The organism is Neptunomonas sp. ABH4_499 (assembly GCF_056160565.1).
Window position 1 is genome coordinate 170,056 of the sequence record NZ_JBSWXK010000001.1, and the last position, 22,129, is coordinate 192,184.

Here is a 22,129-nt window from a genome sequence, read left to right on the forward strand (position 1 = left end):
TTTCGCTTAATATATATCTTTTGAAAGAAGAGATAGCGGCGTCTTGTATAGAATCTTAACGTCCAACCATATAGACCAATTATTAATATACTCCAAGTCTAATTCTACGCGCTTTTCCATTTTATCGAGCGTTTCCGTCTCACCGCGATAACCTGAAATCTGAGCTAAACCAGTGATACCAGGCTTAATACGATGTCGCGCTAGGTAGGAGTTAATTTTATCGCTGTAATAATTATTATGAGAAACCGCGTGTGGTCGCGGCCCTACTAAGGACATTGTTCCATCGAGTACATTAAACAGTTGTGGTAGTTCATCGATGGATGTACGGCGGATAAACTTACCTACTTTTGTAATTCGCGGGTCTTCTTTAGTGGCTTGCTGCACTACCTGTTCATCCACATGCATTTTCATGCTGCGGAACTTCCACACTTTAAACACTTTGCCATCAAAGCCTGTTCTGTCCTGTTTGAAAAACACAGGCCCAGGGGAGGAACGCTTAACGGCGATAGCCACTGAAATCAGCAATGGTGATAGCGCCAATAAAGCACAGACAGCAACCACACGGTCCATTAATGACTTCATTTTGGTTGCGACACGTGATGAGGTTAGCGGGCTTTCGTTTAAACAAATAATCGGAGTACCACTTACCTCACGGACGGAGTGGTTTAACAACCGCATGGCGCTAATGTCTGGCGCCCAGATAACATCCACGTTCATATCCAACAGGTCAAAGTGTAAGCCTTGGATTTGCTCGCTGTGTTCCATGGGCAGTGCAATGTACACACGACGGATACCGTGCTCGCGTATTACCTGTCTTACACCAGCCATATGCCCAATAACCGGTACTGGTAAAGTCGCAGCTGCAGCAATATCGGGCGTCTCGCTATCGCCACGTACAACACCCACCACGTAATCGGGTAACCAACGGTTACCATTTAGGCTTTTTATTAGGTGGCGGGCGGTATTCCCCTCCCCAATTACAACAGCGCGCAAGTGCTTACCAAAGCTTTCTTTATACTGTTTAATCACCATGCCAATGGCGATGTGATTGACCACTTGCAAGCACAGTGCAAGCGGTGCCCATACAAGCAGTACTTGTCGACTGAACAAATCGGTGGTTTTGGTAATAAAACCTACCAATAAAACGGCGGTCAAACACAAAAGCCAAGCCAACGTTAAACGTGCAACGTTTTTCACATGACTCATGGCTTGTCGGTAGATACCGCGAGTTGTATAGATACCGCACATGCTGAGTGCGACGATCACGGCCAAAAAGCGATAATGCGTATCAAAACCACCGGTTTTGGAAAAGGTAAGTAGATACAAAATTGCCGTTACGACGAATACATCTGCAGCAAGTTGCACCCAAAAGGTGAAGTTTTCGTGGTTTTTGAGTATCCGGCGGCTGCGGGATAACTTAATGGAAGATTCTGAACGTGGGTTCACATGCAAATCCATTGTGATTGACCTATTCCTTTGAAGCAGTGTCCGTAATTTGCAGCAGAATACCATCCGTTTGTTACACTTTGCTGCACTGCAAGGTTAAATAGTAGTTAAGCTGTTGTTAACGCGCAACAACATTCTTGGTTTTTCGAAATATATCTTTAAGTTTGTGTAGCCGATTGCTAGCATAGGTGTTGCTTGACTAATCAAGCCATAAGCAAGGAGCATGCCTATGCATAAGTTAATTGCAGGTGTAGTAATGGGATTAGTGCTACCTGCTGGCGCGGCATTCGCAGATGGCGATACCGATGGCATTAGCCCAGTTGTGGGCGATTCTGCCGGTACCTCTTCTGTTCGTGTTTTGCCAGCGTATTTCCGCTCACAAGGCCAGGCTAATGGCTTTGGTGGTGGATTATCTGTAGCACCAGGCTTGCAATTACCGTTTACCTTACCCCCTCTTGGCGGAGTCGGTGGTGGTGGTGGCGGTGGTTCAGCCAGCCCAAGCTAAGTGATTTTCACTTACAAAGGCACATGGGTGCCTTTTTTTACATCGCCAGTATACAAGTGTCGCTATTTAAAAACAAAAAATATTATTCATAGTGCGTCGATATTTTTAACATTATATTCATATTTGACTCCTTTTTTTAGCCCTAACACCTCCTTTTATCCTCGATTCCTCCCCACACCTAGTCATAAAGCATCAATATAGTGCACCCTTCTTGCTGCACATGCACACCATTCATAGAGATAGCCAGTCATATCTCTCATCAAGTGTTGCCTAAAAACTACACTGTAGTTAAAATGCGTCATAAATCCTGATCACGATCTGTGTTGTACGTTTTCAGGACTCTTTTTAATCGCGTTACCGCACTATCACGGTAACCATGGTGCATGGAGCCCAATAATGAAACGTAGTTTGTTCTTAGGTGTGCTGGCGGGTGTCATGCTGCCTGTGTTAACTGCACAAGCTGATGTTGCTTCTGATATGGCAGCCGGTTTGTCTATGGAATCCGTGATTGCAAATGCACAAGCAGAGGGCCTATCCGTTGAGGCCGCGCTAGCCGCCGTAAACGAAGTAAACCCAGAAGCCTTGGCCGATGCTGTCGCCGCTGCCATTGCAGCCGACCCATCCGCTGCAGAAAGCATTGTTGCTGCAGCTACTAAGGTAAACCCAGCGGCTAAAGACGCCGTTATTGCTGCAGCAATCTCGGCGGGTGCCGACCCTGCTGCAGTTACCGCTGCAACCGCAGCTGGTCCTGCTACAGGCAACCCATCCAGCCCAACGCCCAGCGCTGCGGGTACACCACCCCCTTCTGTACCATCCTTTGGTGGTAGCTCCGGCGGTGGCGGTGGCGGTTCTGCTAGCCCAAGCTGATCATAAAGGTTAGTATTCCAAAGGCACCTATTAGGTGCCTTTGTTTTATCTGCGGAATAAACACGATGGATCGCACATTCAGCCAGCCAAGCCAAAACTCAGACACCCCACAGGCCGACCGTTTTTTATTTTGGCCTTTTCTTGCACTTATTCCTTGGCTCCCTTTACCCCTTGGTAGCAACCGCATCTGGGCTGGCAGCCTACTTACCAGCGTTACCTTGGTGCTTTTATCCGTTTGGTGCTTACTTTGGGTGCAAAAAAAAGCCCAGTTAAATACAACTTTCAAGAAAGCCTGGCCGGTGCTGGCCTTGCTGGTTGTAAGTAACGTATGGGTTGGTTTTCAGGTAAGTCCTTTTGGATACACCCTTGCCATATCCGATACATGGCATGAATTTGCGCTAGGCTGGGGTTTGATCGGCTTTTTTACCCTGTGCTTACTGCTAATCAACTGCAAACAACGCATCCGCGTCACCTTATATATGCTGGTTTGCAGCGGCGTATTTCAAGCCATATACGGCAGCTTAATGACCCTGACTGGCACCGAATATACGTTTCTTATCCCTAAAGACAGTTACCTTGGTGTGGCAACGGGCACTTTTATCAACCGTAATCACTTGGCTGGCTACTTAGTGGTTTGCTTATCGCTTGGTATTGGCTTAATGATAGCCACATTAAAAAACAACCCATCGGGTACTTGGCGAAACCGGTTGCGCCGCTGGATGACAGCACTCCTAGGCGGCAAGGCCAGATTACGTATCGCCTTGATTATCATTGTGATCGGAATTGTGTTAACCCATTCACGCATGGGTAATACCTCCTTCTTTGCAGCCATGATGATTACCGGCGTAATAGCTTTAGTACTTAGCCGACACGCGACACGCTCTACCGTTATCTTGCTGAGCAGCTTATTAGTGATCGATATTTTAATTGTGGGGACGTTTTTTGGTGTGGATAAGGTAGTAGACCGCCTGGAACAGACCAGCTCGCACCGCGAAACTCGGGATGAAGTCGACCGTTACAGTCTACATTTATTGGATAAGCACCTCGTTGATGGCACTGGAGCAGGAACTTTTTACACCACCTTTCCCGAGTACCGTGGGGGCGATATTCGTATCTTCTATGACCATGCCCATAATGATTACCTAGAACTACTGTCGGAGCGCGGTTTAGTTGGTTTTATACCACTAATCATTGTATGGCTAGTCTGTATTGCCGCCGCACTTTGGGCACAATGGAGGCGTCAGGATGCCCTTATGCGAGGGGTCTCGTTTGGCTGCATTATGTCGATGATCGCCATGGCGATGCATGCTACAGTTGAGTTTAACTTCCAGATACCTGCAAACGCGGCCATGTACTTACTGGTTATGGCGCTTGCTTTGATCAGCTTGTTTCATAAAGAGCGCAAACGAAAGCAAAGCACCCGCTACTAACCATTCAACCAGTAGCCAAACCATAAAAAAGCGCCTAATGGCGCTTTATTTTTGCATCACAACTTCGCAGCTGTAATTAAGACTTACGCGTTGCGCGGTAACCTACCGCCAACAAACCTAAAGACATCAACAACAAAGAAGATGGCTCTGGTACATCAAACGTTGAGTAGTTAGAAGCTTGACCTTCTACATACGTTGCAACCGTGTAAGTACCTGCAGCTGTTACTGATGGCGTACCATCTGTCCAGAAGGTAACGGCTTCCTGACCTGCAGTTTGCCAGTCAAGGATATCCGACCAGTTGATCTCTACTAAGTTGTAGGCAAATACAACACCCATTGGGTCGTACCATACCGCATGCCAAGAGATGGTATCGGAGCTGCCGTAAATTTCATCCGCCACTGAATCCAAAGATTGCAGGTCAAACATTTCTGCAGCGTAGATGGTATCTGTCGCTGTAAACAATGATTGATTATAAGCAGATGTAACTTCTTGCAGAGGGGTTGGGTAACCCGCAGAGTCGCTTGTGTACGTTACAACCGGGGTAGTGACATCGTCGTTTTGCGTGATGTTAATCACGTCGGCCGATGCGGTTGCAGCCGTACCCAGCGCCAGGGCACCTAGCAATGCGCGCGTTGCGTTTAGATTCATGACGAACCTCCATGTAATTACATTAGGCTTAGGCCGGTGTCGACTCCACTACTGACCCCAATAACCATAAGCCTAATGAATATATCGCTTATGAATGACACTTTCGAGTGATTTCCGTGAAATTAAGCCTCTTTTCTTGCACGTTCGAAACACACCGAATCAAAAGCGTTTCCATTTAGCAACAAAAATACATAAATGTCTGTTTATTTTACAAAGTTTTTTTATGGCTAAATGCTATCCCCTACGCGCTAATTCTTTGATAGTGCCACTAAGCTAATAAGCCTATTTGATCAAAACCTGCTAAATGTCCCTGTGGCTTAAGCCCTATCCACTGCTCTACCACGGATGCGTAAACAGCCCTAAAGTCCGTCGTAAATTGTAAGTCTTTATCTTTAAGGTTGGTTAAGGACGGCACATCGGTTAACACCCCACCTTTGACTTTCCCCCCCATCATCAAATGGGTCGCAGCCGTGCCATGATCGGTACCTTGACTGCCGTTTTCCCCTACCCTTCGGCCAAACTCGGAATAGGTCATTACCAATACATCATCCCAATGACCGCTTTGTTGAAGGCTAGTACGGAATGCAGCCAAACCATTTGCTAAGGAGGTTAATAGCTTTTGATGCTGCCCTTTTTGGTTAAAATGCGTATCAAACCCACTGAGGGCTACTTTTAAAATCGGCGCACCGTAGCCGGATTGGATAATGGCCGCCGCTTCGCGCATATCCTTTAAAAATTTATCGTTGTTGGGCGTTTTACCCTTATCGGAGTAGGCTTGTTTTTGAGCCTTCTCGAACCCTTGCTTTAGGATCTCCCCACCTTGGCGCGCATCCCTGTGCACATTGAGAATGTGCTTTAACGTCGGGTTATCGGTTTCCGCAATGATCTTATCAAGGCGCTTTGCATCGCGTATAAAACTTGCTTGGTTTCGCATCACCAAGGTTTTCATATCATGCCCCATTAACGGGGCTGCATTTCGGCCAATCACAATGGCATTCGCTGCCATGGTTTCCGGTTTAGCATGACCTTGCAGTACCTCGCTTAGCCAACCGTCATCCAAAAATTCATCACTGCGGGAAGCGGTGTCCCAAATCTCGATCGAGCGGAAGTGAGACCGGTTCGGCTCTGGATACCCAACCCCTGGCAGCAAAGCTAATTCATTGTTTGCCCAACTAGCTTCCAACGGCTGCATTACACTGTTCAGAGCCAACTCATCCGTTAGTGTAAGCTGGTCCGGTTTCTTGATTGCAAGTGTTGGCCTTACATCGTAATACGCTTGCTGGTTATGCGGGATGGCCATATTTAAGCTGTCGTTACCGCCATGCAGCTCAACTAAAACCAGAGTTTTAACAGGCTTTGCGTTTGGGTTCGCATTTAATTTAGCCTCGTTTGCAAAAGCCGATGTTACCGGTATGGCCAAATTAAAAAGGGAGGCTCCGCCTATTGCCGCACCGCCTACCAACGTACGCTTTAGAAATGCTCTTCGGTTCGTCATAATTGCCTCCATTACTTAAGCTGATAAACAGGATCAGTTAGTAGATTTTTAAGAGTGAGCATTGGGTCTTCGGAAGACACATCACCGACTGGCGGGGCTGCTAACAACCAATCTTTTTGATAGTTAAAAGCTTCATCGCTCACCCATTTTTGCATGGCTTCATTTAGTGTCGCCTCTTGATCCTTTATATGCGGGTTACTCTCTTTAGCTCGCATTAGACGGTTAATGGCGTTCTGCCGTTTTAAAATACTATCGCTATTAATCCAATCACTGCTAGCGATAGGCCACCCCTTTACGTTAGGTGGAGCAAAGAGATTTTGCCCCATTTCAGCAGATAACCTCGCCACCAAGTGACTAGGTGCTTCACTAACTTCTAATTGCCGATACATGCCTATTAAAAGCTCAACCGGAGACTTGACTAAAACAGAACGATTTTCGCGATCCCAAAATTCTTCTGAAAGCAACAAGTCTCGTAACATAGGTTTAATTTTGTAATTATTTTTTTTGAAGCTAGAAGCAAGTTCATTAACCTTTTCTTCTTTAATATTGGGCGAAACCAAAGCCATCCATAATTTAGATACAATATTTTTAGAAGTATTATCATTATCTAAAAGAACATTTAGAACCTCGTTCATTGTATAATTCCCTTCTTCACCAAGGAACCTTTTAACACCACCATCATGTTGGGAGTCTTTAATTGTAAACTTCCTATCAGCCCATACAACACTCCATCCAGTCAATGCTCTTGCTACTTCCTTTATATCTTCCTCTTTGTAATTTCCCTCACCAAGAGTGTATAACTCAAGCAACTCTCTAGCTAAATTTTCATTAGGCTTGCTCTTTCTATTCTGCTGATTATCAAGATATATAATCACAGCAGGGTCTTGCATTATATTTTTAAGCATCAAGTCAAACCGACCTAATGATTGATTCATTTCTAACTCATGCTTATTGTAAGCCACAACAGAGTCAAAAGGTTTATAAATAGAAGATGTAAAATGATTCATCCAAAATAGAGTCATGAACTCATTAAAGGGTGCATCGGTAGTTATTAATCTATCAACAAGCCATTGTTTTAATAAATCAGCTCTACGTTTACGAACTTGGTTGTATTCTTTTCTTTCCGCCGCAGATAGTTCTTTAGTATCTATTTTAGGATTTGGATCTAAAACAAACTCCGGCGGCTCCACCGGATGCGGCTCCACCTGATTCAACACATAATCCACCGCCTCTTCACGCGTAAGTGGCAACAATGCATTCATCAGACTCGGGTTAGCTGCAAAGCTGGTACGTAGCGCCAAATGCTTAGCATCGTCCACCGATAATGCAAATGCAGGACTGGTTAATAAAGTACAGGCCAAAATACCGCTTTTAAGGGCCTGTTTGGATGGCTCCATCCACCCGGTGCAACGCTGTTGCCATCTTGTTATGGGTAGCATTGTTTCTTCCTATATCTGGTCAAAAAGTACAAACATCTGTTTCAATGGAGCGCCACTTATCCGGATAGTTCCTAATTTTTAAACATTGGTTTGGGTGTGTAATTGTCGCTTTAGAGGTACACAAGCTGAATAATCAAGTTTGATTCAACAAATACACCTTTATTGATAATGCGTTAGCCACATCTTCGATACCCCAAAACAAAAAAAAGACCTCCGAAGAGGTCTTTTTTAACAAGCGAGCTTAACGTGTGGTCTTACAGCACCAAACGGCGAATATCGCTCAGCAGGCTGTTTAGGTAGGTTAAGAAGCGGCCTGCATCACCACCGTTGATGGCGCGGTGATCGTACGACAAGCACAGTGGCAGCATCATACGTGGCTCAAACTCTTTACCGTTCCAACGCGGTTTGATATCCGCTTTGGAAACACCCAAGATGCCGACTTCTGGCGCATTTACGATTGGCGTAAAGCCAGTACCGCCAATGCCGCCAAGGCTAGAGATGGTAAAGCATGCGCCTTGCATCTCGTTTGGCTTAAGCTTGCGGTCTTTCGCTTTGCCCGCCAGCTCTACCGCTTCTTTGGATAGCTCGTACAGGGACTTCTTATCCGCATCTTTGATCACAGGTACCATCAAGCCGTTTGGCGTGTCGACCGCCAAGCCGATGTTGATGTACTTCTTGTAGACAATGTGTTCGCCATCCGAGTGCAGTGATGCATTGAATTTTGGATTTTCCGCCAGCGCTTTCGCGACCGCTTTGATCAGGAATGGCAGCGGCGTTAATTTAACACCGGATTTGAGTGCCTCTTCCTTCATCTCTTTACGGAAGGCTTCTAGGTCCGTGATGTCGGCTTCGTCAAACTGAGTGACATGCGGGATGTTCAACCAGCAGCGCGACATGTTGTCACGCGTGACTTTCGCCACCTTGCTGAGTTTTTCCATCTCGATCTCACCAAACTTGCTGAAGTCCACCGCTGGGATAGCAGGGATACCTGCGCCCGCTACTACGGCCGATACAGCTGGCTTCTCTTTCAGCTGTTTAAGTGCGCCTTTCACGTATGCTTGTACGTCTTCTTTAACGATACGTCCTTTACGGCCTGTACCGGTAATCTCTGTCAGGTCTACACCAAACTCACGCGCCAAGGCACGTACCGCTGGGCCTGCGTGTGCAGAGCGGTTTTTCTTCTCAAGCTCGGCTGTATTGGCGGCCGATGCTGCCGGGACAGCCGCTTTTGGCGCTTCTGCTTTTGCTGCAGCCGGAGCCTCAGCTTTTGGTGCAGGAGCAGCCGCCGCTGGTGCAGGTGCACTGCCAGCGACTTCCAATACCAGAATCAGATCGCCTTCGTTACAGGTCGAGCCTTCGGTGATTTTCACTTCTACCACCGTACCGCCTTTTGGTGCAGGTACTTCCATAGAAGCTTTGTCGGTTTCCAGCGCGATCAGGCCATCGCCCTCTTCGATCACATCGCCAGGCTTAACCATCACTTCGATAACATCAACGTCGGTTGCACCGCTAAGGTCCGGTACCCGTATGTCTTCTTTGCCACCCGCAACCGGTGCCGCCGCTGGTGCGCTCGGCGCCGCTGCAGCTGGTGCAGGGGCTGCTGCCTCTGCCGGTGCGGCGGCTGGGGCTTCTGCAGCACCACCCACTTCCAACACCAGAATCACGTCGCCTTCGTTACAGGTCGAGCCTTCGGTGATTTTCACTTCTACCACCGTACCCGCTTGTTCTGCTGGGACTTCCATCGAAGCTTTATCGGTTTCCAGTGCAATTAAGCTGTCGCCTTCGGCCACAACATCACCGGCTTTTACCAAGACTTCGATTACGTCGACATCGGTTGCACCGCTCAAATCCGGTACTAAGATGGTTTCTTGACGCGTAGCGCCGCCTTTTGCTTCACCTGCTGCAGGGGCTGGTGCAGCTTCTTGTGCGGCTGGCGCTTCTGCTTTAGGCGCTGGGGCTTCTTCTGCAGGTGCTTCGGCCGCTTCGCTACCGGCTTCGGTGCTCAGCGTTAAGATAACGTCGCCTTCGTTGCAGGTATCGCCTTCTTTGATCATCACTTCCACGACGGTACCCGCTTGTTCGGCTGGGACTTCCATGGAGGCTTTGTCGGTTTCCAATGCGATCAGGCTGTCGCCTTCTGCGATGGTGTCACCAGCTTTCACCAGGACTTCAATCACATCGACATCTTCGGCGCCGCTCAGATCAGGAACTTTAATTGTGATTGTGCTCACGTTCGTATCCTCTTTTGTAATTGCTAAAGGTCAGTTCAATCAGAGGACGGTTTACACCGTCCAAGGCGCCGGTTTTTCCGGAGTGATGTTGAACTTCTTCATTGCTTTAGCAACAACAGATGCTTCGATCTTGCCTTCTTCTTGCAGGGCTTTCAGCGCTGCGATGGTCACGTAGTAGCGATCCACCTCGAAGAACGAACGCAACTTGCTGCGTGTATCAGAGCGACCGAAACCGTCTGTACCCAGTACCTTGTAAGTACCTGGGATGTATTCACGTAGCTGGTCTGCGAACATACGCATGTAATCGGTCGATGCAATGACAGGGCCAGTGCGATCTTTCAAGCATTCGGTTACGTACGGCAGTTTTGGTTCAGCTTCTGGGTTTAGCATGTTCTCACGCGCTACGCTCATCGCTTCGCGACGCAGCTCGTTGATCGATGTTGTGCTCCAGATGTCCGCTTCTACGCCAAACTCATCACGCAGAATGGTTGCCGCTTCGCGCACTTCGCGCAGGATGGTGCCACAGCCTAGTAGCTGTACTTTAAGATCCTGCTGCTTACCTTCTTCCAGCAAGTACATGCCTTTGATGATGCCTTCTTCGGCACCGGCTGGCATTTCTGGGTGCTGGTAGTTTTCGTTCATGGTGGTGATGTAGTAGAAGCGGTTTTCCCCTTCTTGGTACATGCGACGCAGGCCATCTTGAACGATGACGCTCAGCTCAAAACCGTATGTTGGGTCGTAGGATACGCAGTTTGGCACCATCTGAGCCATCAAGTGGCTGTGGCCATCTTGGTGCTGCAAGCCTTCGCCGTTCAGTGTTGTACGGCCAGAGGTTGCACCAATCAGGAAGCCGCGTGCTTGCATATCGCCCGCTGCCCAAATCAGGTCCATGACACGTTGGAAACCGAACATCGAGTAAAAGATGTAGAACGGCACCATGGTGCAGTTGTTGTTGGTGTACGAGGTCGCACACGCAATCCAAGCGGACATGGAACCGGCTTCGTTGATGCCTTCTTCCAGAATCTGACCGGTTTTGGACTCTTTGTAGAACATGATCTGATCGCGGTCATGCGGTGTGTAACGCTGACCAGCGGATGAGTAGATACCCAACTGACGGAACATGCCTTCCATACCAAAGGTACGCGCTTCATCCGGTACGATCGGTACTACACGGTTGCCCATGTTTTTGTCCTTAACCAGTGTGGTCAAGAAACGGTTCAGAGACATCTGGGTCGACAGCTCACGCTCGCCTGAGCTTTTCAGGTTGCTCGAGAAGGTATCCAGTGCTGGGATTTCCAGTTTTTCAAATTCGGTACGACGCGCTGGGTAGAATCCGCCCAGTTTTTCACGACGCTCGAACATGTACTTCATCTCTGGTGAGTCCGGAGATGGACGGTAGTACGGTACATCCTTCAGCTGATCATCGGTCAGCGGGATGTTAAAGCGATCACGAAACTCTTTGAGGTCGTCGATGGCGACTTTCTTCATAGAGTGAGTGTCGTTTTTCGCTTGGCCAGACGCACCTGTGCCGTAACCTTTTACGGTTTGCGCCAGGATGACGGTTGGCTGACCTTTGTGGTTCATCGCTGCGTGGTACGCTGCGTACACCTTGTATGGGTCGTGGCCGCCGCGGTTCAGGTTCATGATGTCATCGTCTGACATGTCTGCAACCATCTCGGCAAGCTCAGGGTATTTACCAAAGAAGTGCTCACGCGTGTAAGCGCCGCCGTTGGCTTTGTAGTTTTGCAGCTCGCCGTCACAGACTTCATCCATGCGCTTTTGCAGCAAACCTTTTTCATCTTTTTCGAACAGTGGATCCCAGTGACGGCCCCACAGGCACTTGATCACGTTCCAGCCAGCACCGCGGAAGACGCCTTCCAACTCTTGAACGATTTTGCCGTTACCACGAACAGGACCGTCCAGACGCTGCAGGTTACAGTTGATCACGAAGACTAAGTTTTCCAGTTTTTCGCGGCCCGCAAGGGAGATCGCACCCAACGATTCTGGCTCATCACACTCGCCATCACCTAGGAATGCCCACACTTTGCGGTCGCCACGGTTGATCAGATCACGCGCAGACAGATAACGCATAACGTGCGCTTGATAGATCGCTTGAATAGGACCAAGACCCATAGAAACGGTTGGGAACTGCCAAAAATCTTGCATCAACCAAGGGTGTGGGTAAGACGACAAACCGTTGCCATCGACTTCGCGACGGAAATTATCCAGTTGCTCTTCTGACAAGCGGCCTTCTAAGTAAGCACGCGCGTAGATACCCGGCGAAATGTGACCTTGGAAGAACACCATGTCGGCGTCTTGCTCACCTTCGTTACCGCGGAAGAAGTAGTTAAAACCGATGTCGTACAAAGTTGCGGAGGACGAGAAGCTGGAGATGTGACCGCCAAGACCTTCTTTATTGTCGTTCGCGCGCATTACCATCGCCATCGCATTCCAACGAATGAAAGAGCGGATGCGGCGTTCGATGAACAGATCACCCGGCATACGGGCTTCATCGCGTGGCGCAATGGTGTTGCGGTATGGTGTAGTGATAGACCCGACATTACCCATGCCGATGTCGGAAGCCTTATGACCTAATTGCTGTAGCAGAAATTTAGCGCGGTCGTTGCCGTCGTTTTTTGCTACCGACTCCAACGCGTCCAGCCATTCCTGGGTTTCAATTGGGTCGATGTCGTCAATCATATGATCTTGCACGTTGCCTCTCCACAATGCTTTGTAAGCATCATCCCTAGGTTAAATTTGAATTCACCCTGACTTTTGGTCCGAGGAGTTCTTTCCAGCGCCGTCTGAAAAACGCGCACTGCAAAGCCCCTTCTGTAGTTTTGTAGTAATACTACAAAGATTTCCAAATCCGGTCTAGATTTGCGGATGAAAATCCCTGCTTTTTGGGTGCTTTATGTCAATATTGTAGTTTTTATACATACATGACAGGGTTAATCCATGGGGTTGAGTTGTTTTGTAGCTCGATTTCCTGCGGTTCGGTTTCTGTCGTTTGTCTATGCCAGTGTGGTCCTCCTTAGGGCGCGTTCCAGTCGTGTATTCTCTTTACCTTGCTCGAGTAGCGCATCTTCTACATACGCCAGATGGTCGTGCGCCGCATTGCGGGCGCCTTCTGGATCGCCCGCGATGATCGCCTCCAGCAGTTTGGTGTGCTGTTGGTGAATCTTGTCTCGGTAACTCGGCTTTGGATAGATGTTCTGCAAGTTATCGTTAATGTGTTGGCGCAATAAACTGAACAAGGCGCGCATCATATGCAGCAGCACGATATTGTGCGTGGCCGCGGCAATCGTCAGGTGAAAATCCACATCGGCCGCGACTTCTTTATCGAAGGCTTTTTCATCGTGGAATGTTTGCAACGCTTCGTAGCTGGCTTTGATCGCCTCTTTATCGGCATGAGTGCTTCGCATTGCGGCATAGTACGCGGTGATGCCCTCTAGGGCGTGGCGAAACTCCAATAAATCGTACTGGGATTCTGGGTGGGTGCGGAACAGATCCAACAAAGGGTCGGTGAAAGAGCCGCCTAAATCTTCGGATACATAAGTGCCACCGCCTTGGCGACTGGTCATCAAGCCTTTGGCGGATAACTTTTGCACCGCTTCGCGTAAGGATGGACGCGACACATCAAACTGCTTTGCCAGCTCGCGCTCGGGGGGCAATTTTTGGCCTGGTTTGAGTGTGCCTTCGAGAATCATTTCTTCCATTTTCTGAGCAATGACGTCCGATATCTTAGGTTGCTTTACCCGTTGGTAGTTCATTTTAGATCACTTAAATACTGCTGTTCGTTTCACTCTAGCGGTTTTTACACAGCACTGCCGAAAAAAGACGAGTCATTGCTGTGGAAAAACCCCGATTCATGTCATGAAAAAGGTTGCTTTTGTTATTTGGTATGACCAATAGAGGGGTATTTTCGTTAGACAAAGGTCTAAAAACACCCTGTTTTATCCGCTTTATTAATTTTGTGCATGGTGTTGTCATTGACACTTTCTGCTCAAACTAAATACATTACGAATCTATGTGATGGTAAATTGGTATTACCAATATTACCAGATCTGCGATCCATTTATCGCACATGGGTGAGATAGCCCAGCTTAAAACAACAATAAATTCGAGGTAAAGCGATGAAACTTACACGTACTGTCATCTCTTCGGCTGTCCTTGCGGCCGCTCTGTCCACAACCGCACACGCTGCTGATCGTCTACTGTTAAAAACGCCGATTGCGTTTGGCTCGCACTTGCCAGCCTTAGGTACATCGATTGCGTGGGTAGCCGACCAACTGCCACTGATGACCGATGGCAATATGAAGATGAAAATCTACGAGCCAGGCAAGCTCGTTAGCCCACCCGAGATTCTGGATGCCGTATCCTCCGGTAAAGTGAACTCAGGTTACGCAACGGCTGGTTACTGGCAAGGTAAGCTGCCAGCGGCGGCGTTTTTCTCGGCCATTCCGTTTGGCCCAGAAGCGGGCGAATACATGGCGTGGTTGTACTACGGTAACGGCATGAAGCTGTACCAAAAAATGTACGACCAAGGCGGCTACAACGTTCATGTAATTCCTTGTGCCATCCTATCGCCAGAGACCTCTGGCTGGTTTAAAAAACCGATCGAATCCCCTGAAGACCTTAAAGGCCTGAACATGCGCTTCTTTGGTTTGGGTGCATCGGTGATGGAAAAACTCGGGGTTTCGACCTCTCAGCTACCGGGCGGTGAGATCTTTGGTGCCTTAGAAAAAGGCGCGATTGATGCAACGGAATTCTCACAACCGGCCATCGATAAAAACTTAGGCCTGCACAAAATTGTTAAGTACAACTACTTCCCGGGTTGGCACCAGCAAGCGACTATTTTTGAGCTGCTGATCAACGGCGATACTTGGAAAGAGATGTCCGAAGGCCAAAAATCGGTGGTCGAAAACACTTGTAAAGCTTCGATCACCAACTCCATCGCTGAAGGCGAGGCAATGCAGTTCCCGGTGATGGAAAACGCGAAAGAGAGCGGCGTTGAGATCCGTTACTGGAACGAAACCATGCTAAAAACCTTTGAAGAAAAATGGGGCGAAGTGGCGGCCGAAAAATCCGCAGCTGACCCCTTCTTTAAAGAAGTATGGGACGACCTAAACCAATTCCGCGAAGGCTACAACCTTTGGGAATCCAACGCCTTCCTGCCGCATACCGCTCGCTGATCACAGCACGCCTCGGTAGGGCCTGCCCACCCAAACTTTTGGGTGAGGCAGGCGTTTCTTGTTTCAAGCATCAATAGGTAGGTTTGCTGTGACAGAGAATTCTGCTCTGCCACCGGTTCCGTTGGCCGATGGTATAGACCGTTTTATTCAGCGTATTGGGCTTTGCATCGGTTGGTGTTATGTCCTGTTAGTCTTGGTGATCATTACCCAAGTCGTGTTACGTAAGGGCTTTTCCAGCGGGCTTATCGCCCTTGAGGAGCTGCAGTGGCATCTGTATGCCGTGGGTGTGATGTTTGGTTTGGCGTATGCTCAAACGACCAATTCCCATATCCGCGTGGATCTGTTCTACAGCCACTTTAGCGCTAAAGTCCGTCACATCATCGAGATACTCGGCATTCTGATCTTAGTCATGCCGTTTATTACTATCATCTTTTTGCACAGTTTGGATTTTGTCTACGATGCGTACCGCACTGGGGAAAGCTCCTCCTCCCCTTCGGGTTTGCCGTATCGCTGGATCATTAAAGGGGTTATCCCGGTGACCTTTGGCCTACTGGCACTCTCGATGTTGTCGCGCTTATACCGCGATGTTGTTTTGCTGTGTAAAGGAGAGTAACGATGGACGCCAATGAAATCATGGTCATCGCGATGTTTGTCTCCTTCATTTTATTGCTGTTTTCCGGTTTTCCGGTGGCATGGGTGTTGGGCGGCATCGGTATTATCTTTGCCTTTATTGGGCAGTTTTCTGATATCTACCTAGACACAATGACAGGGCTGGATTACACCACGCTTGGCTTGGTGGTAAACCGACTCTGGAAAATCATGGACAACTGGATTCTGGTTGCCCTACCGATGTTCATCTTTATGGGCATCATGCTGGATAAATCCGGCGTTGCCGAAAAACTGATGCACTCCATGCAGGAGCTCTTTGGCCGAGTCCGCGGTGGCCTTGCGGTCACGGTAACCGCCATCGGGATTATCTTAGCCGCCTCGACCGGCATTATTGGTGCATCGGTCGTGTTATTGGCAGTGATGTCACTGCCTGCTATGACCAAGCAAGGCTACGCGATGCCGCTAGCGCTGGGTACGATTGCCTCGGCGGGTACCTTGGGGATCTTAATCCCGCCCAGCATTATGTTGGTGATTATGGCCGATCAGCTAGGGTTGTCGGTAGGCGATCTCTTTATGGGCGCGGTCTTCCCAGGCTTAATGCTTGGCTTTATGTATATCCTCTACATTTTGGTGTACGGCTGGCTAAAACCCAATGCCGCCCCCATCCCCGATGATGCACAACCGGTCACTTGGCCTATAGTGCTGAATGCACTTAAAGCGGTGTTCCCGACCCTGTTACTGATCTTTGTGGTGCTGGGCTCCATCTTTGCGGGGATTGCGACCCCAACCGAAGCCTCGGGTGTGGGTGCTTTGGGCGCAACCTTATTGGCCCTTTATAACCGCAAACTCAATGTCAAAGTCCTTAAAGAGGTGGTTGCCGGCACGCTAAATACAACCTCTTACATTTTTGCGATCTTTATCGGGGCGACCTGTTTTGCCTTGGTTCTGCGCGAGCTGGGCGGTGATGAGCTGATCGAGTCTTTCTTAACCGGTCTGCCCTTTGGCCCTTACGGCATTATCTTCTTTATTTTGGGTGTGATCTTCCTGCTGGGCTTCTTCCTGGATTGGATCGAGATCACCTTAATCATCCTTCCATTGCTGGCACCTGTGATCTCCTCTTTGGGGCTTGAGATCAACGGCTTTGGCGTAGTGGATAACCCAGAATTGGTTTGGTTTGTGATGTTGGTGGCCATGGCGCTGCAAACATCGTTTTTAACACCGCCGGTCGGCTTTGCCTTGTTCTATTTGAAAGGCGTATGCCCACCGGACGTAAAACTGACGGACATCTACAAAGGCGTTCTGCCTTTTATCATCCTGCAGTTGATCGCGTTACTGGTGTTGGTTTTCTTGCCCGAGCTGGTGCTGTACCTGCCAGCGGTGGCCTACAGTTAGTGAGGCAAGGTTTTAACTATGTCGAGTCATCCGTTTATTAAGGAGCTGATCCAGATTGTTGGTGAAGACAACGTTCTGGATCAGGAAAAAGACACTGAACACTACCGTACCGGATTCCGATCCGGTCACGGGCCAGCACTTGCGGTGGTTTTCCCCACCACCTTGCTCGCACAGTGGAAGGTGTTAAAAGCCTGCATTAATGCGCAAAAAATTGTGATTATGCAGGCCGCTAATACGGGTCTTACCGAAGGTTCTACCCCCAACGGGGATGCCTACGACCGTGAGATCATCATCCTTAATACCACGCGGATGAACAAAATCACTTTGTTAAACGGGGGCGAGCAGATCATCAGCTTCCCCGGTGCCACCTTGTTCACGCTTGAGAAAACACTCAAACCGTTAAATCGTGCGCCGCACTCGGTGATTGGTTCCTCCTGTATTGGGGCGTCCATCGTGGGCGGTGTCGCGAATAACTCAGGCGGAGCCTTGATCAAACGAGGTCCCGCCTACACCGAGCTGTCACTGTACGCGCAGCTTAATAAAGAGGGCGAGTTAGAACTGGTTAATCACCTAGGCATTGAGCTTGGCTCATCGCCTGAGCAGATTTTAGCGGCACTCGATAACGGGGATTTCCCAACTGAGAACATCCCGCCTACTGATAAAAAAGCCTCGGCCAATGATTACGATGGCATCGTGCGCGATGTGGATGCCGATACCCCCGCACGCTACAACGCCGATACCCATCGGTTATACGAGGCCAGCGGCTGCGCCGGTAAGCTTGCGGTGTTTGCGGTGCGCTTGGACACCTTTTTGGAACCGACGCGACTTAAGGTGTTTTACATCGGCACCAATGATGCCGATCAACTCACCGAGCTTCGTCGCCACATTTTGAGCCACTTTAAACACCTGCCTGAAGTTGGCGAGTACATGCATCGGGATTGCTACGACATCGCCGAGCGCTACGGTAAAGATGTGTTTATGATGATCAATCACTTAGGTACCGACCCTATGCCTAAGCTGTTTGCCCTGAAAGGCCGCGCAACCGCGTATTTGAATAAGATCCCCTTTCTGCCTAAGGAGCTGCCCGACCGCATTATGCAGTGGGCGTCCCGTCTTTGGCCAAATGCACTGCCCAAACGGATGAATGAGTTTCGCGATAAGTACGAGCATCATTTAATCCTGAAAATGGGTGATGAGGGGATCGAAGAAGCCCAAGCATTCTTGCCGACCTTCTTTACTGACCCAGCTCGTGGTGGCTATTTTGAGTGCACCGCCGTTGAAGGTAAAAAAGCCTATCTGCATCGCTTCGCCGCCGCAGGTGCGGCCATCCGTTACCAAATTATGCACGATAAAACCACGGAAGATATCTTGGCGCTTGATATCGCCTTGCGTCGAAATGATCGTGATTGGGTCGAAGAGCTGCCTAATGAGATCCGTGATCAGATCGAGCATTCGCTCTATTACGGCCACTTTTTCTGTCATGTGTTCCACCAAGATTACATCTTGAAAAAAGGGGTCGATGCCAAGGCGATTAAGGCGGCGATGCTCGAATTATTGGCGGCCAAAGGGGCGAAATACCCGGCCGAGCATAACGTGGGGCACCTGTACGAAGCCGAGCCTGGTTTGAAAGCCTTTTACGCAGAACTTGACCCAACCAACACCTTTAACCCAGGCATTGGCAAAACATCCCGTAGCCATTGCGGCTGTGGTAGCGGTCATTAATGCAGAAACTGTTGAGATAGATCCAAGTTTTGATCAATTCCCGATGCGTGGGCTTTTCGCCCACTGCATTGCGATGAATAATCGACTTTAGTCGAAAACAAAACTGCACTTCAACAAGAGGGTTGCATCATGATACTGGGTGACATCAACACCATCCTTTACACTACATCTCTGGGTAAACACACACGCCCTGTGGTTCGCCAAGCGGTTCGCATGGCACAAGCATTTAACGCCAAAATCGTGATGCTGCATGTGGTAGAACCCATTGGAGAGATGGGCTCGGCACTGATCCGAAATTACGTTGCCGAAGAGGTCATCAAACAGATGCACGATGAGGGCATCGCCCATATCAAGCAGGATATGATCAAACGGATCGAGACATTTTACGCCGAAGAACTCACTGGGCTAGATACCCCGCTTGAGATTGACTATCAGGTAATGGAGGGTCATCATGCGGACTCCATTCTGAAAGCGATCGGCCAATTCTCGCCCGACTTAGTCGTTATGGGCCAAGAAAACAGCTTTGGTCATCACAGCGCAACAACCCAACATGTGGTGCGTAAATCCACCTCTCCGGTTTTGGTGGTGCCCACTGGTAAGCAGTACCTCTGAGCAAAGATGCCAGAGTCTGTCTAAATAAAGGATCTTCATGGACTCGACAACTCTGGCACTACTTGAGCGCATTTTCGGCACCGTTTTTCCGCTGGTGTCGATCGTTTTGGTGGGTTTTCTGTACGCCAAACGTAAGCACACGGATATGTCGATGGCTAATACCATCAACATCGATGTGTTTATCCCCGCCCTGCTGTTTTCGGTACTGTCGGCCAAATCCTTCGATTTAATGCGCTTTCAAGAACTCGCCATTGGTGCGGCTGTTGTTGTGATAGGCTCTGGCCTTTTGCTTTGGCCGGTGTGTCGCTGGCTTAAGATATCCCCTAAAACCTTTTTACCGCCAATGATGTTCAACAACGCCGGTAACTTGGGTTTGCCCTTGGCAGTACTGGCCTTTGGTGAGGAGGCGCTGGCCGCGGCCGTGGTGCTCTTTTTGGTGGAAAACACCCTGCACTTTACGCTTGGCCTGTACATTCTTGACCGAAAAACCAATCCGATTCAGGTACTGCGCATGCCGATCATCATTGCATCGGCGCTTGGCCTGATCTGGAGCGGCTACCACCTGCCTTTATCCACACCGATTGCAACCTTCATTGACATGCTGGGGCAGATTTCGATCCCGCTTATGTTGTTTGCACTGGGGGTCAGGATGACCAGTGTGGATCTCACCCACTGGAAAGTTGGTCTTTGGGGCGCGATATTGTGCCCATTGAGTGGACTTGCCATCGCGTTGGCGATTGAGCCCTTTTTGCAATTGAATGAAACCCAATTGGCGTATCTGCTGTTGTTCTCGGCAATGCCACCGGCCGTACTGAACTACATGATCTCTGAGCGCTACCAACAAGAACCCCACCAAGTCGCATCCATCGTGTTGCTCGGCAACATCGCAAGCTTGGTGGTGATCCCTGTCGTGCTGTATTTTATTTTGTAGCTTACACCAAACTGCTGATTTCCTGTTCGATCAGGCTAAGCGCTTCGGTTGGGGAAGCGTGCTGAGTGATCGGGCGCCCGATGACAAGGTAGGTGCTGCCTGCTTTAAGCGCATCGGCTGGTGTCATGATGCGGCGCTGATCCCCTGCGATCGCAAAGGCTGGGCGAATACCTGGGGTGACCAGCTGGAATTCATTTGAGATAACATCGCGAAGCGGCGTGACTTCCTGAGCGGAGCATACAACACCGTCTAAGCCACAGGCTTCGGTCAATTTCGCTAGACGTTTAACCTGCTCAAGCGGGTCGATGTCTAAACCGATATCGGCCAAATCTTCACGCTCCATGCTGGTCAGAACTGTTACGCCAATCAGTAAGGTGTTATGACCGTTTACTTGATCCAACTCGTTCTTTGCCGCTTCCATCATACGACGACCACCAGAGGCGTGCACATTCACCATCCAGACACCCAGCTCAGCTGCTGCACGAACCGCTTTGGCGGTGGTGTTAGGAATGTCGTGAAATTTCAGGTCCAAAAAGACATCGAAACCTTTTGCGTGTAAGGCTTCAACGATGCGAGGACCGCCTCGTGTGAACAATTCTTTGCCGACTTTTAAACGGCAGCGCGCTGGGTCTAGCTGATCCGCCATGTGGATGGCTTGATCCACAGTGGGGTAATCCAATGCTACGATGATGCGTTTTGAGTCGGTCATGCTCGGGGCCTCTTTGATTCGTGGGGCGCCTATTATGACACGCGATGCCGCTGCGTCTAAGCCTTAATCAGGTTTAACGATAGAGAAAAGTGCACAAAAGAGAGGGAATAACAAAGCAGGTAGTCGGGATGATTACCTGCTTTAAAGTGCTGTTAGGAGGTGTTTTGTAGAAGTACTAACCTTAAGCCGCTTTTGGCTTAAGTTCTGTTTTGCTCGCACGCAGATCGTCCAACTGACGGTTAGCCGTTTCCAGACGTTTGGTTTTACTGCGAAGACGGGTTTTCAACGCCCAGATTGTCAGGGAGTTGATGAAGAAACCAATTAAGGTACCAAAGATGGCCGATAGCACTAACCAGATCCCCACAGAGGCTTCTGGGGTTTCAAAAAAGATAAAGTTAAGGGTGATCTTATCGGTGTTGAATAAAGCAAACATAAGACCTGCACCCAAGATGCAGACACACAATACGATTAACACCAATAGTTTTAGAAATTTCACAATGTTTCTCCAGACAGGCTAACGCACTTAGTATTTATCAATACTGTCGTTGACCTGCTCACGTAGCTCTTTACCAGGCTTAAAGTGAGGTACGTATTTTTCAGTCAATGGAACGGAATCGCCTGTTTTGGGGTTACGACCCATGCGCGGCGCACGATAATGCAGTGAAAAGCTACCAAACCCGCGAATTTCGATCCGATCCCCGTTCGATAGGGATTCTGTCATGTGGTCGAGCATGGTTTTAACCGCAAGCTCAACATCTTTAACAGATAACTCAGGATGACGATCAATGAGGTGTTCGATTAACTCGGACTTTGTCATGGCTTGCTCTCCAATGCACACACGGTGCTCCGATTATTCACACTCTTTATTATTAGACACTTAACGACATAATAAGCGCT

19 protein-coding genes are annotated in these 22,129 nt (G+C 49.0%); 9 read left to right on the plus strand and 10 right to left on the minus strand.

Going from position 1 to position 22,129, the window contains the following annotated elements:
* Window positions 1-6 precede the first annotated feature (6 nt).
* A complete protein-coding gene (locus tag ACXAF9_RS00805) occupies window positions 7-1,446 on the minus strand; it encodes an undecaprenyl-phosphate glucose phosphotransferase (protein ID WP_475069328.1) in 1,440 nt (479 codons plus the stop codon).
* Between the two features lie 229 nt (window positions 1,447-1,675).
* On the opposite strand from ACXAF9_RS00805, the gene ACXAF9_RS00810 reads away from it, so the two are divergent.
* The 3 genes from ACXAF9_RS00810 to ACXAF9_RS00820 all read left to right on the plus strand — a co-directional run bounded on the left by ACXAF9_RS00810 (window position 1,676) and on the right by ACXAF9_RS00820 (window position 4,248).
* The gene (locus ACXAF9_RS00810; RefSeq protein WP_475069329.1) at window positions 1,676-1,951 is read left to right on the plus strand and encodes a hypothetical protein; all 276 of its coding nucleotides are present in this window, start codon (window positions 1,676-1,678) and stop codon (window positions 1,949-1,951) included.
* A 396-nt stretch (window positions 1,952-2,347) separates the two neighbouring features.
* Window positions 2,348-2,818 (plus strand): hypothetical protein, encoded by a 471-nt coding sequence (locus tag ACXAF9_RS00815; protein ID WP_475069330.1) that lies wholly within the window; start codon window positions 2,348-2,350, stop codon window positions 2,816-2,818.
* A gap of 65 nt (window positions 2,819-2,883) precedes the next feature.
* On the plus strand, window positions 2,884-4,248 hold the full coding sequence (locus ACXAF9_RS00820; protein ID WP_475069331.1) for an O-antigen ligase family protein: 1,365 nt from the start codon (window positions 2,884-2,886) through the stop codon (window positions 4,246-4,248).
* Between the two features lie 76 nt (window positions 4,249-4,324).
* On the opposite strand, the gene ACXAF9_RS00825 is transcribed toward ACXAF9_RS00820, so the two are convergent.
* From ACXAF9_RS00825 to pdhR, 6 genes are all read right to left on the minus strand, one after another.
* Window positions 4,325-4,897: a PEP-CTERM sorting domain-containing protein gene (locus ACXAF9_RS00825; RefSeq protein WP_475069332.1), complete on the minus strand. Its 573-nt coding sequence runs from the start codon at window positions 4,895-4,897 to the stop codon at window positions 4,325-4,327.
* A gap of 268 nt (window positions 4,898-5,165) precedes the next feature.
* The gene (locus ACXAF9_RS00830; RefSeq protein ID WP_475069333.1) at window positions 5,166-6,392 is read right to left on the minus strand and encodes a DUF1501 domain-containing protein; all 1,227 of its coding nucleotides are present in this window, start codon (window positions 6,390-6,392) and stop codon (window positions 5,166-5,168) included.
* 11 nt (window positions 6,393-6,403) lie between these two features.
* Complete coding sequence (locus tag ACXAF9_RS00835) at window positions 6,404-7,831, minus strand: DUF1800 domain-containing protein (RefSeq protein WP_475069334.1); 1,428 nt, start codon at window positions 7,829-7,831, stop codon at window positions 6,404-6,406.
* Between the two features lie 254 nt (window positions 7,832-8,085).
* Window positions 8,086-10,062, minus strand: coding sequence for a pyruvate dehydrogenase complex dihydrolipoyllysine-residue acetyltransferase (aceF, locus tag ACXAF9_RS00840; RefSeq protein WP_475069335.1), 1,977 nt, complete (start codon window positions 10,060-10,062; stop codon window positions 8,086-8,088).
* A 51-nt stretch (window positions 10,063-10,113) separates the two neighbouring features.
* Window positions 10,114-12,762 (minus strand): pyruvate dehydrogenase (acetyl-transferring), homodimeric type, encoded by a 2,649-nt coding sequence (gene aceE / locus ACXAF9_RS00845; protein ID WP_475069541.1) that lies wholly within the window; start codon window positions 12,760-12,762, stop codon window positions 10,114-10,116.
* A gap of 314 nt (window positions 12,763-13,076) precedes the next feature.
* Window positions 13,077-13,835 (minus strand): pyruvate dehydrogenase complex transcriptional repressor PdhR, encoded by a 759-nt coding sequence (pdhR, locus tag ACXAF9_RS00850; RefSeq protein WP_475069336.1) that lies wholly within the window; start codon window positions 13,833-13,835, stop codon window positions 13,077-13,079.
* A gap of 363 nt (window positions 13,836-14,198) precedes the next feature.
* On the opposite strand from pdhR, the gene ACXAF9_RS00855 reads away from it, so the two are divergent.
* From ACXAF9_RS00855 to ACXAF9_RS00880, 6 genes are all read left to right on the plus strand, one after another.
* Window positions 14,199-15,257, plus strand: coding sequence for a TRAP transporter substrate-binding protein (locus tag ACXAF9_RS00855; RefSeq protein WP_475069337.1), 1,059 nt, complete (start codon window positions 14,199-14,201; stop codon window positions 15,255-15,257).
* Window positions 15,258-15,345: 88 nt separating this feature from the next.
* Window positions 15,346-15,870, plus strand: a complete 525-nt coding sequence (locus ACXAF9_RS00860) for a TRAP transporter small permease subunit (RefSeq protein ID WP_475069338.1) — start codon at window positions 15,346-15,348, stop codon at window positions 15,868-15,870.
* Window positions 15,871-15,872: 2 nt separating this feature from the next.
* Window positions 15,873-17,258 (plus strand): TRAP transporter large permease, encoded by a 1,386-nt coding sequence (locus ACXAF9_RS00865; protein ID WP_475069339.1) that lies wholly within the window; start codon window positions 15,873-15,875, stop codon window positions 17,256-17,258.
* An 18-nt stretch (window positions 17,259-17,276) separates the two neighbouring features.
* Entirely contained in the window at window positions 17,277-18,980 is a 1,704-nt protein-coding gene (dld, locus tag ACXAF9_RS00870; RefSeq protein ID WP_475069340.1) for a D-lactate dehydrogenase, read from the plus strand.
* A gap of 129 nt (window positions 18,981-19,109) precedes the next feature.
* Window positions 19,110-19,592 (plus strand): universal stress protein, encoded by a 483-nt coding sequence (locus ACXAF9_RS00875; protein WP_475069341.1) that lies wholly within the window; start codon window positions 19,110-19,112, stop codon window positions 19,590-19,592.
* 37 nt (window positions 19,593-19,629) lie between these two features.
* Window positions 19,630-20,523 carry an AEC family transporter gene (locus ACXAF9_RS00880; RefSeq protein WP_475069342.1) on the plus strand — a complete coding sequence of 298 codons (894 nt, stop codon included), beginning with the start codon at window positions 19,630-19,632 and terminating at the stop codon, window positions 20,521-20,523.
* 1 nt (window position 20,524) lies between these two features.
* Here the strand turns inward: ACXAF9_RS00880 and pyrF are convergent, their stop codons facing one another.
* The 3 genes from pyrF to ACXAF9_RS00895 all read right to left on the minus strand — a co-directional run bounded on the left by pyrF (window position 20,525) and on the right by ACXAF9_RS00895 (window position 22,049).
* Window positions 20,525-21,232, minus strand: coding sequence for an orotidine-5'-phosphate decarboxylase (gene pyrF / locus ACXAF9_RS00885; RefSeq protein ID WP_475069343.1), 708 nt, complete (start codon window positions 21,230-21,232; stop codon window positions 20,525-20,527).
* Between the two features lie 181 nt (window positions 21,233-21,413).
* The gene (locus tag ACXAF9_RS00890) at window positions 21,414-21,728 is read right to left on the minus strand and encodes a LapA family protein (protein WP_475069344.1); all 315 of its coding nucleotides are present in this window, start codon (window positions 21,726-21,728) and stop codon (window positions 21,414-21,416) included.
* 27 nt (window positions 21,729-21,755) lie between these two features.
* Window positions 21,756-22,049 (minus strand): integration host factor subunit beta, encoded by a 294-nt coding sequence (locus ACXAF9_RS00895; RefSeq protein WP_475069345.1) that lies wholly within the window; start codon window positions 22,047-22,049, stop codon window positions 21,756-21,758.
* Between the last annotated feature and the right edge of the window lie 80 nt (window positions 22,050-22,129).

Excerpts from the sequence above, each read along its gene's own strand:
- ACXAF9_RS00810 (WP_475069329.1), top strand. The coding sequence starts at position 1,676 with ATGCATAAGTTAATTGCAGGTGTAGTAATGGGATTAGTGCTACCTGCT.
- ACXAF9_RS00815 (WP_475069330.1), top strand. The coding sequence starts at position 2,348 with ATGAAACGTAGTTTGTTCTTAGGTGTGCTGGCGGGTGTCATGCTGCCT.
- ACXAF9_RS00820 (WP_475069331.1), top strand. The coding sequence starts at position 2,884 with ATGGATCGCACATTCAGCCAGCCAAGCCAAAACTCAGACACCCCACAG.
- ACXAF9_RS00825 (WP_475069332.1), bottom strand. The coding sequence starts at position 4,897 with ATGAATCTAAACGCAACGCGCGCATTGCTAGGTGCCCTGGCGCTGGGT.
- ACXAF9_RS00830 (WP_475069333.1), bottom strand. The coding sequence starts at position 6,392 with ATGACGAACCGAAGAGCATTTCTAAAGCGTACGTTGGTAGGCGGTGCG.
- ACXAF9_RS00835 (WP_475069334.1), bottom strand. The coding sequence starts at position 7,831 with ATGCTACCCATAACAAGATGGCAACAGCGTTGCACCGGGTGGATGGAG.
- aceE (WP_475069541.1), bottom strand. The coding sequence starts at position 12,762 with ATGATTGACGACATCGACCCAATTGAAACCCAGGAATGGCTGGACGCG.
- pdhR (WP_475069336.1), bottom strand. The coding sequence starts at position 13,835 with ATGAACTACCAACGGGTAAAGCAACCTAAGATATCGGACGTCATTGCT.
- ACXAF9_RS00855 (WP_475069337.1), top strand. The coding sequence starts at position 14,199 with ATGAAACTTACACGTACTGTCATCTCTTCGGCTGTCCTTGCGGCCGCT.
- ACXAF9_RS00865 (WP_475069339.1), top strand. The coding sequence starts at position 15,873 with ATGGACGCCAATGAAATCATGGTCATCGCGATGTTTGTCTCCTTCATT.
- dld (WP_475069340.1), top strand. The coding sequence starts at position 17,277 with ATGTCGAGTCATCCGTTTATTAAGGAGCTGATCCAGATTGTTGGTGAA.
- ACXAF9_RS00875 (WP_475069341.1), top strand. The coding sequence starts at position 19,110 with ATGATACTGGGTGACATCAACACCATCCTTTACACTACATCTCTGGGT.
- ACXAF9_RS00880 (WP_475069342.1), top strand. The coding sequence starts at position 19,630 with ATGGACTCGACAACTCTGGCACTACTTGAGCGCATTTTCGGCACCGTT.
- pyrF (WP_475069343.1), bottom strand. The coding sequence starts at position 21,232 with ATGACCGACTCAAAACGCATCATCGTAGCATTGGATTACCCCACTGTG.
- ACXAF9_RS00895 (WP_475069345.1), bottom strand. The coding sequence starts at position 22,049 with ATGACAAAGTCCGAGTTAATCGAACACCTCATTGATCGTCATCCTGAG.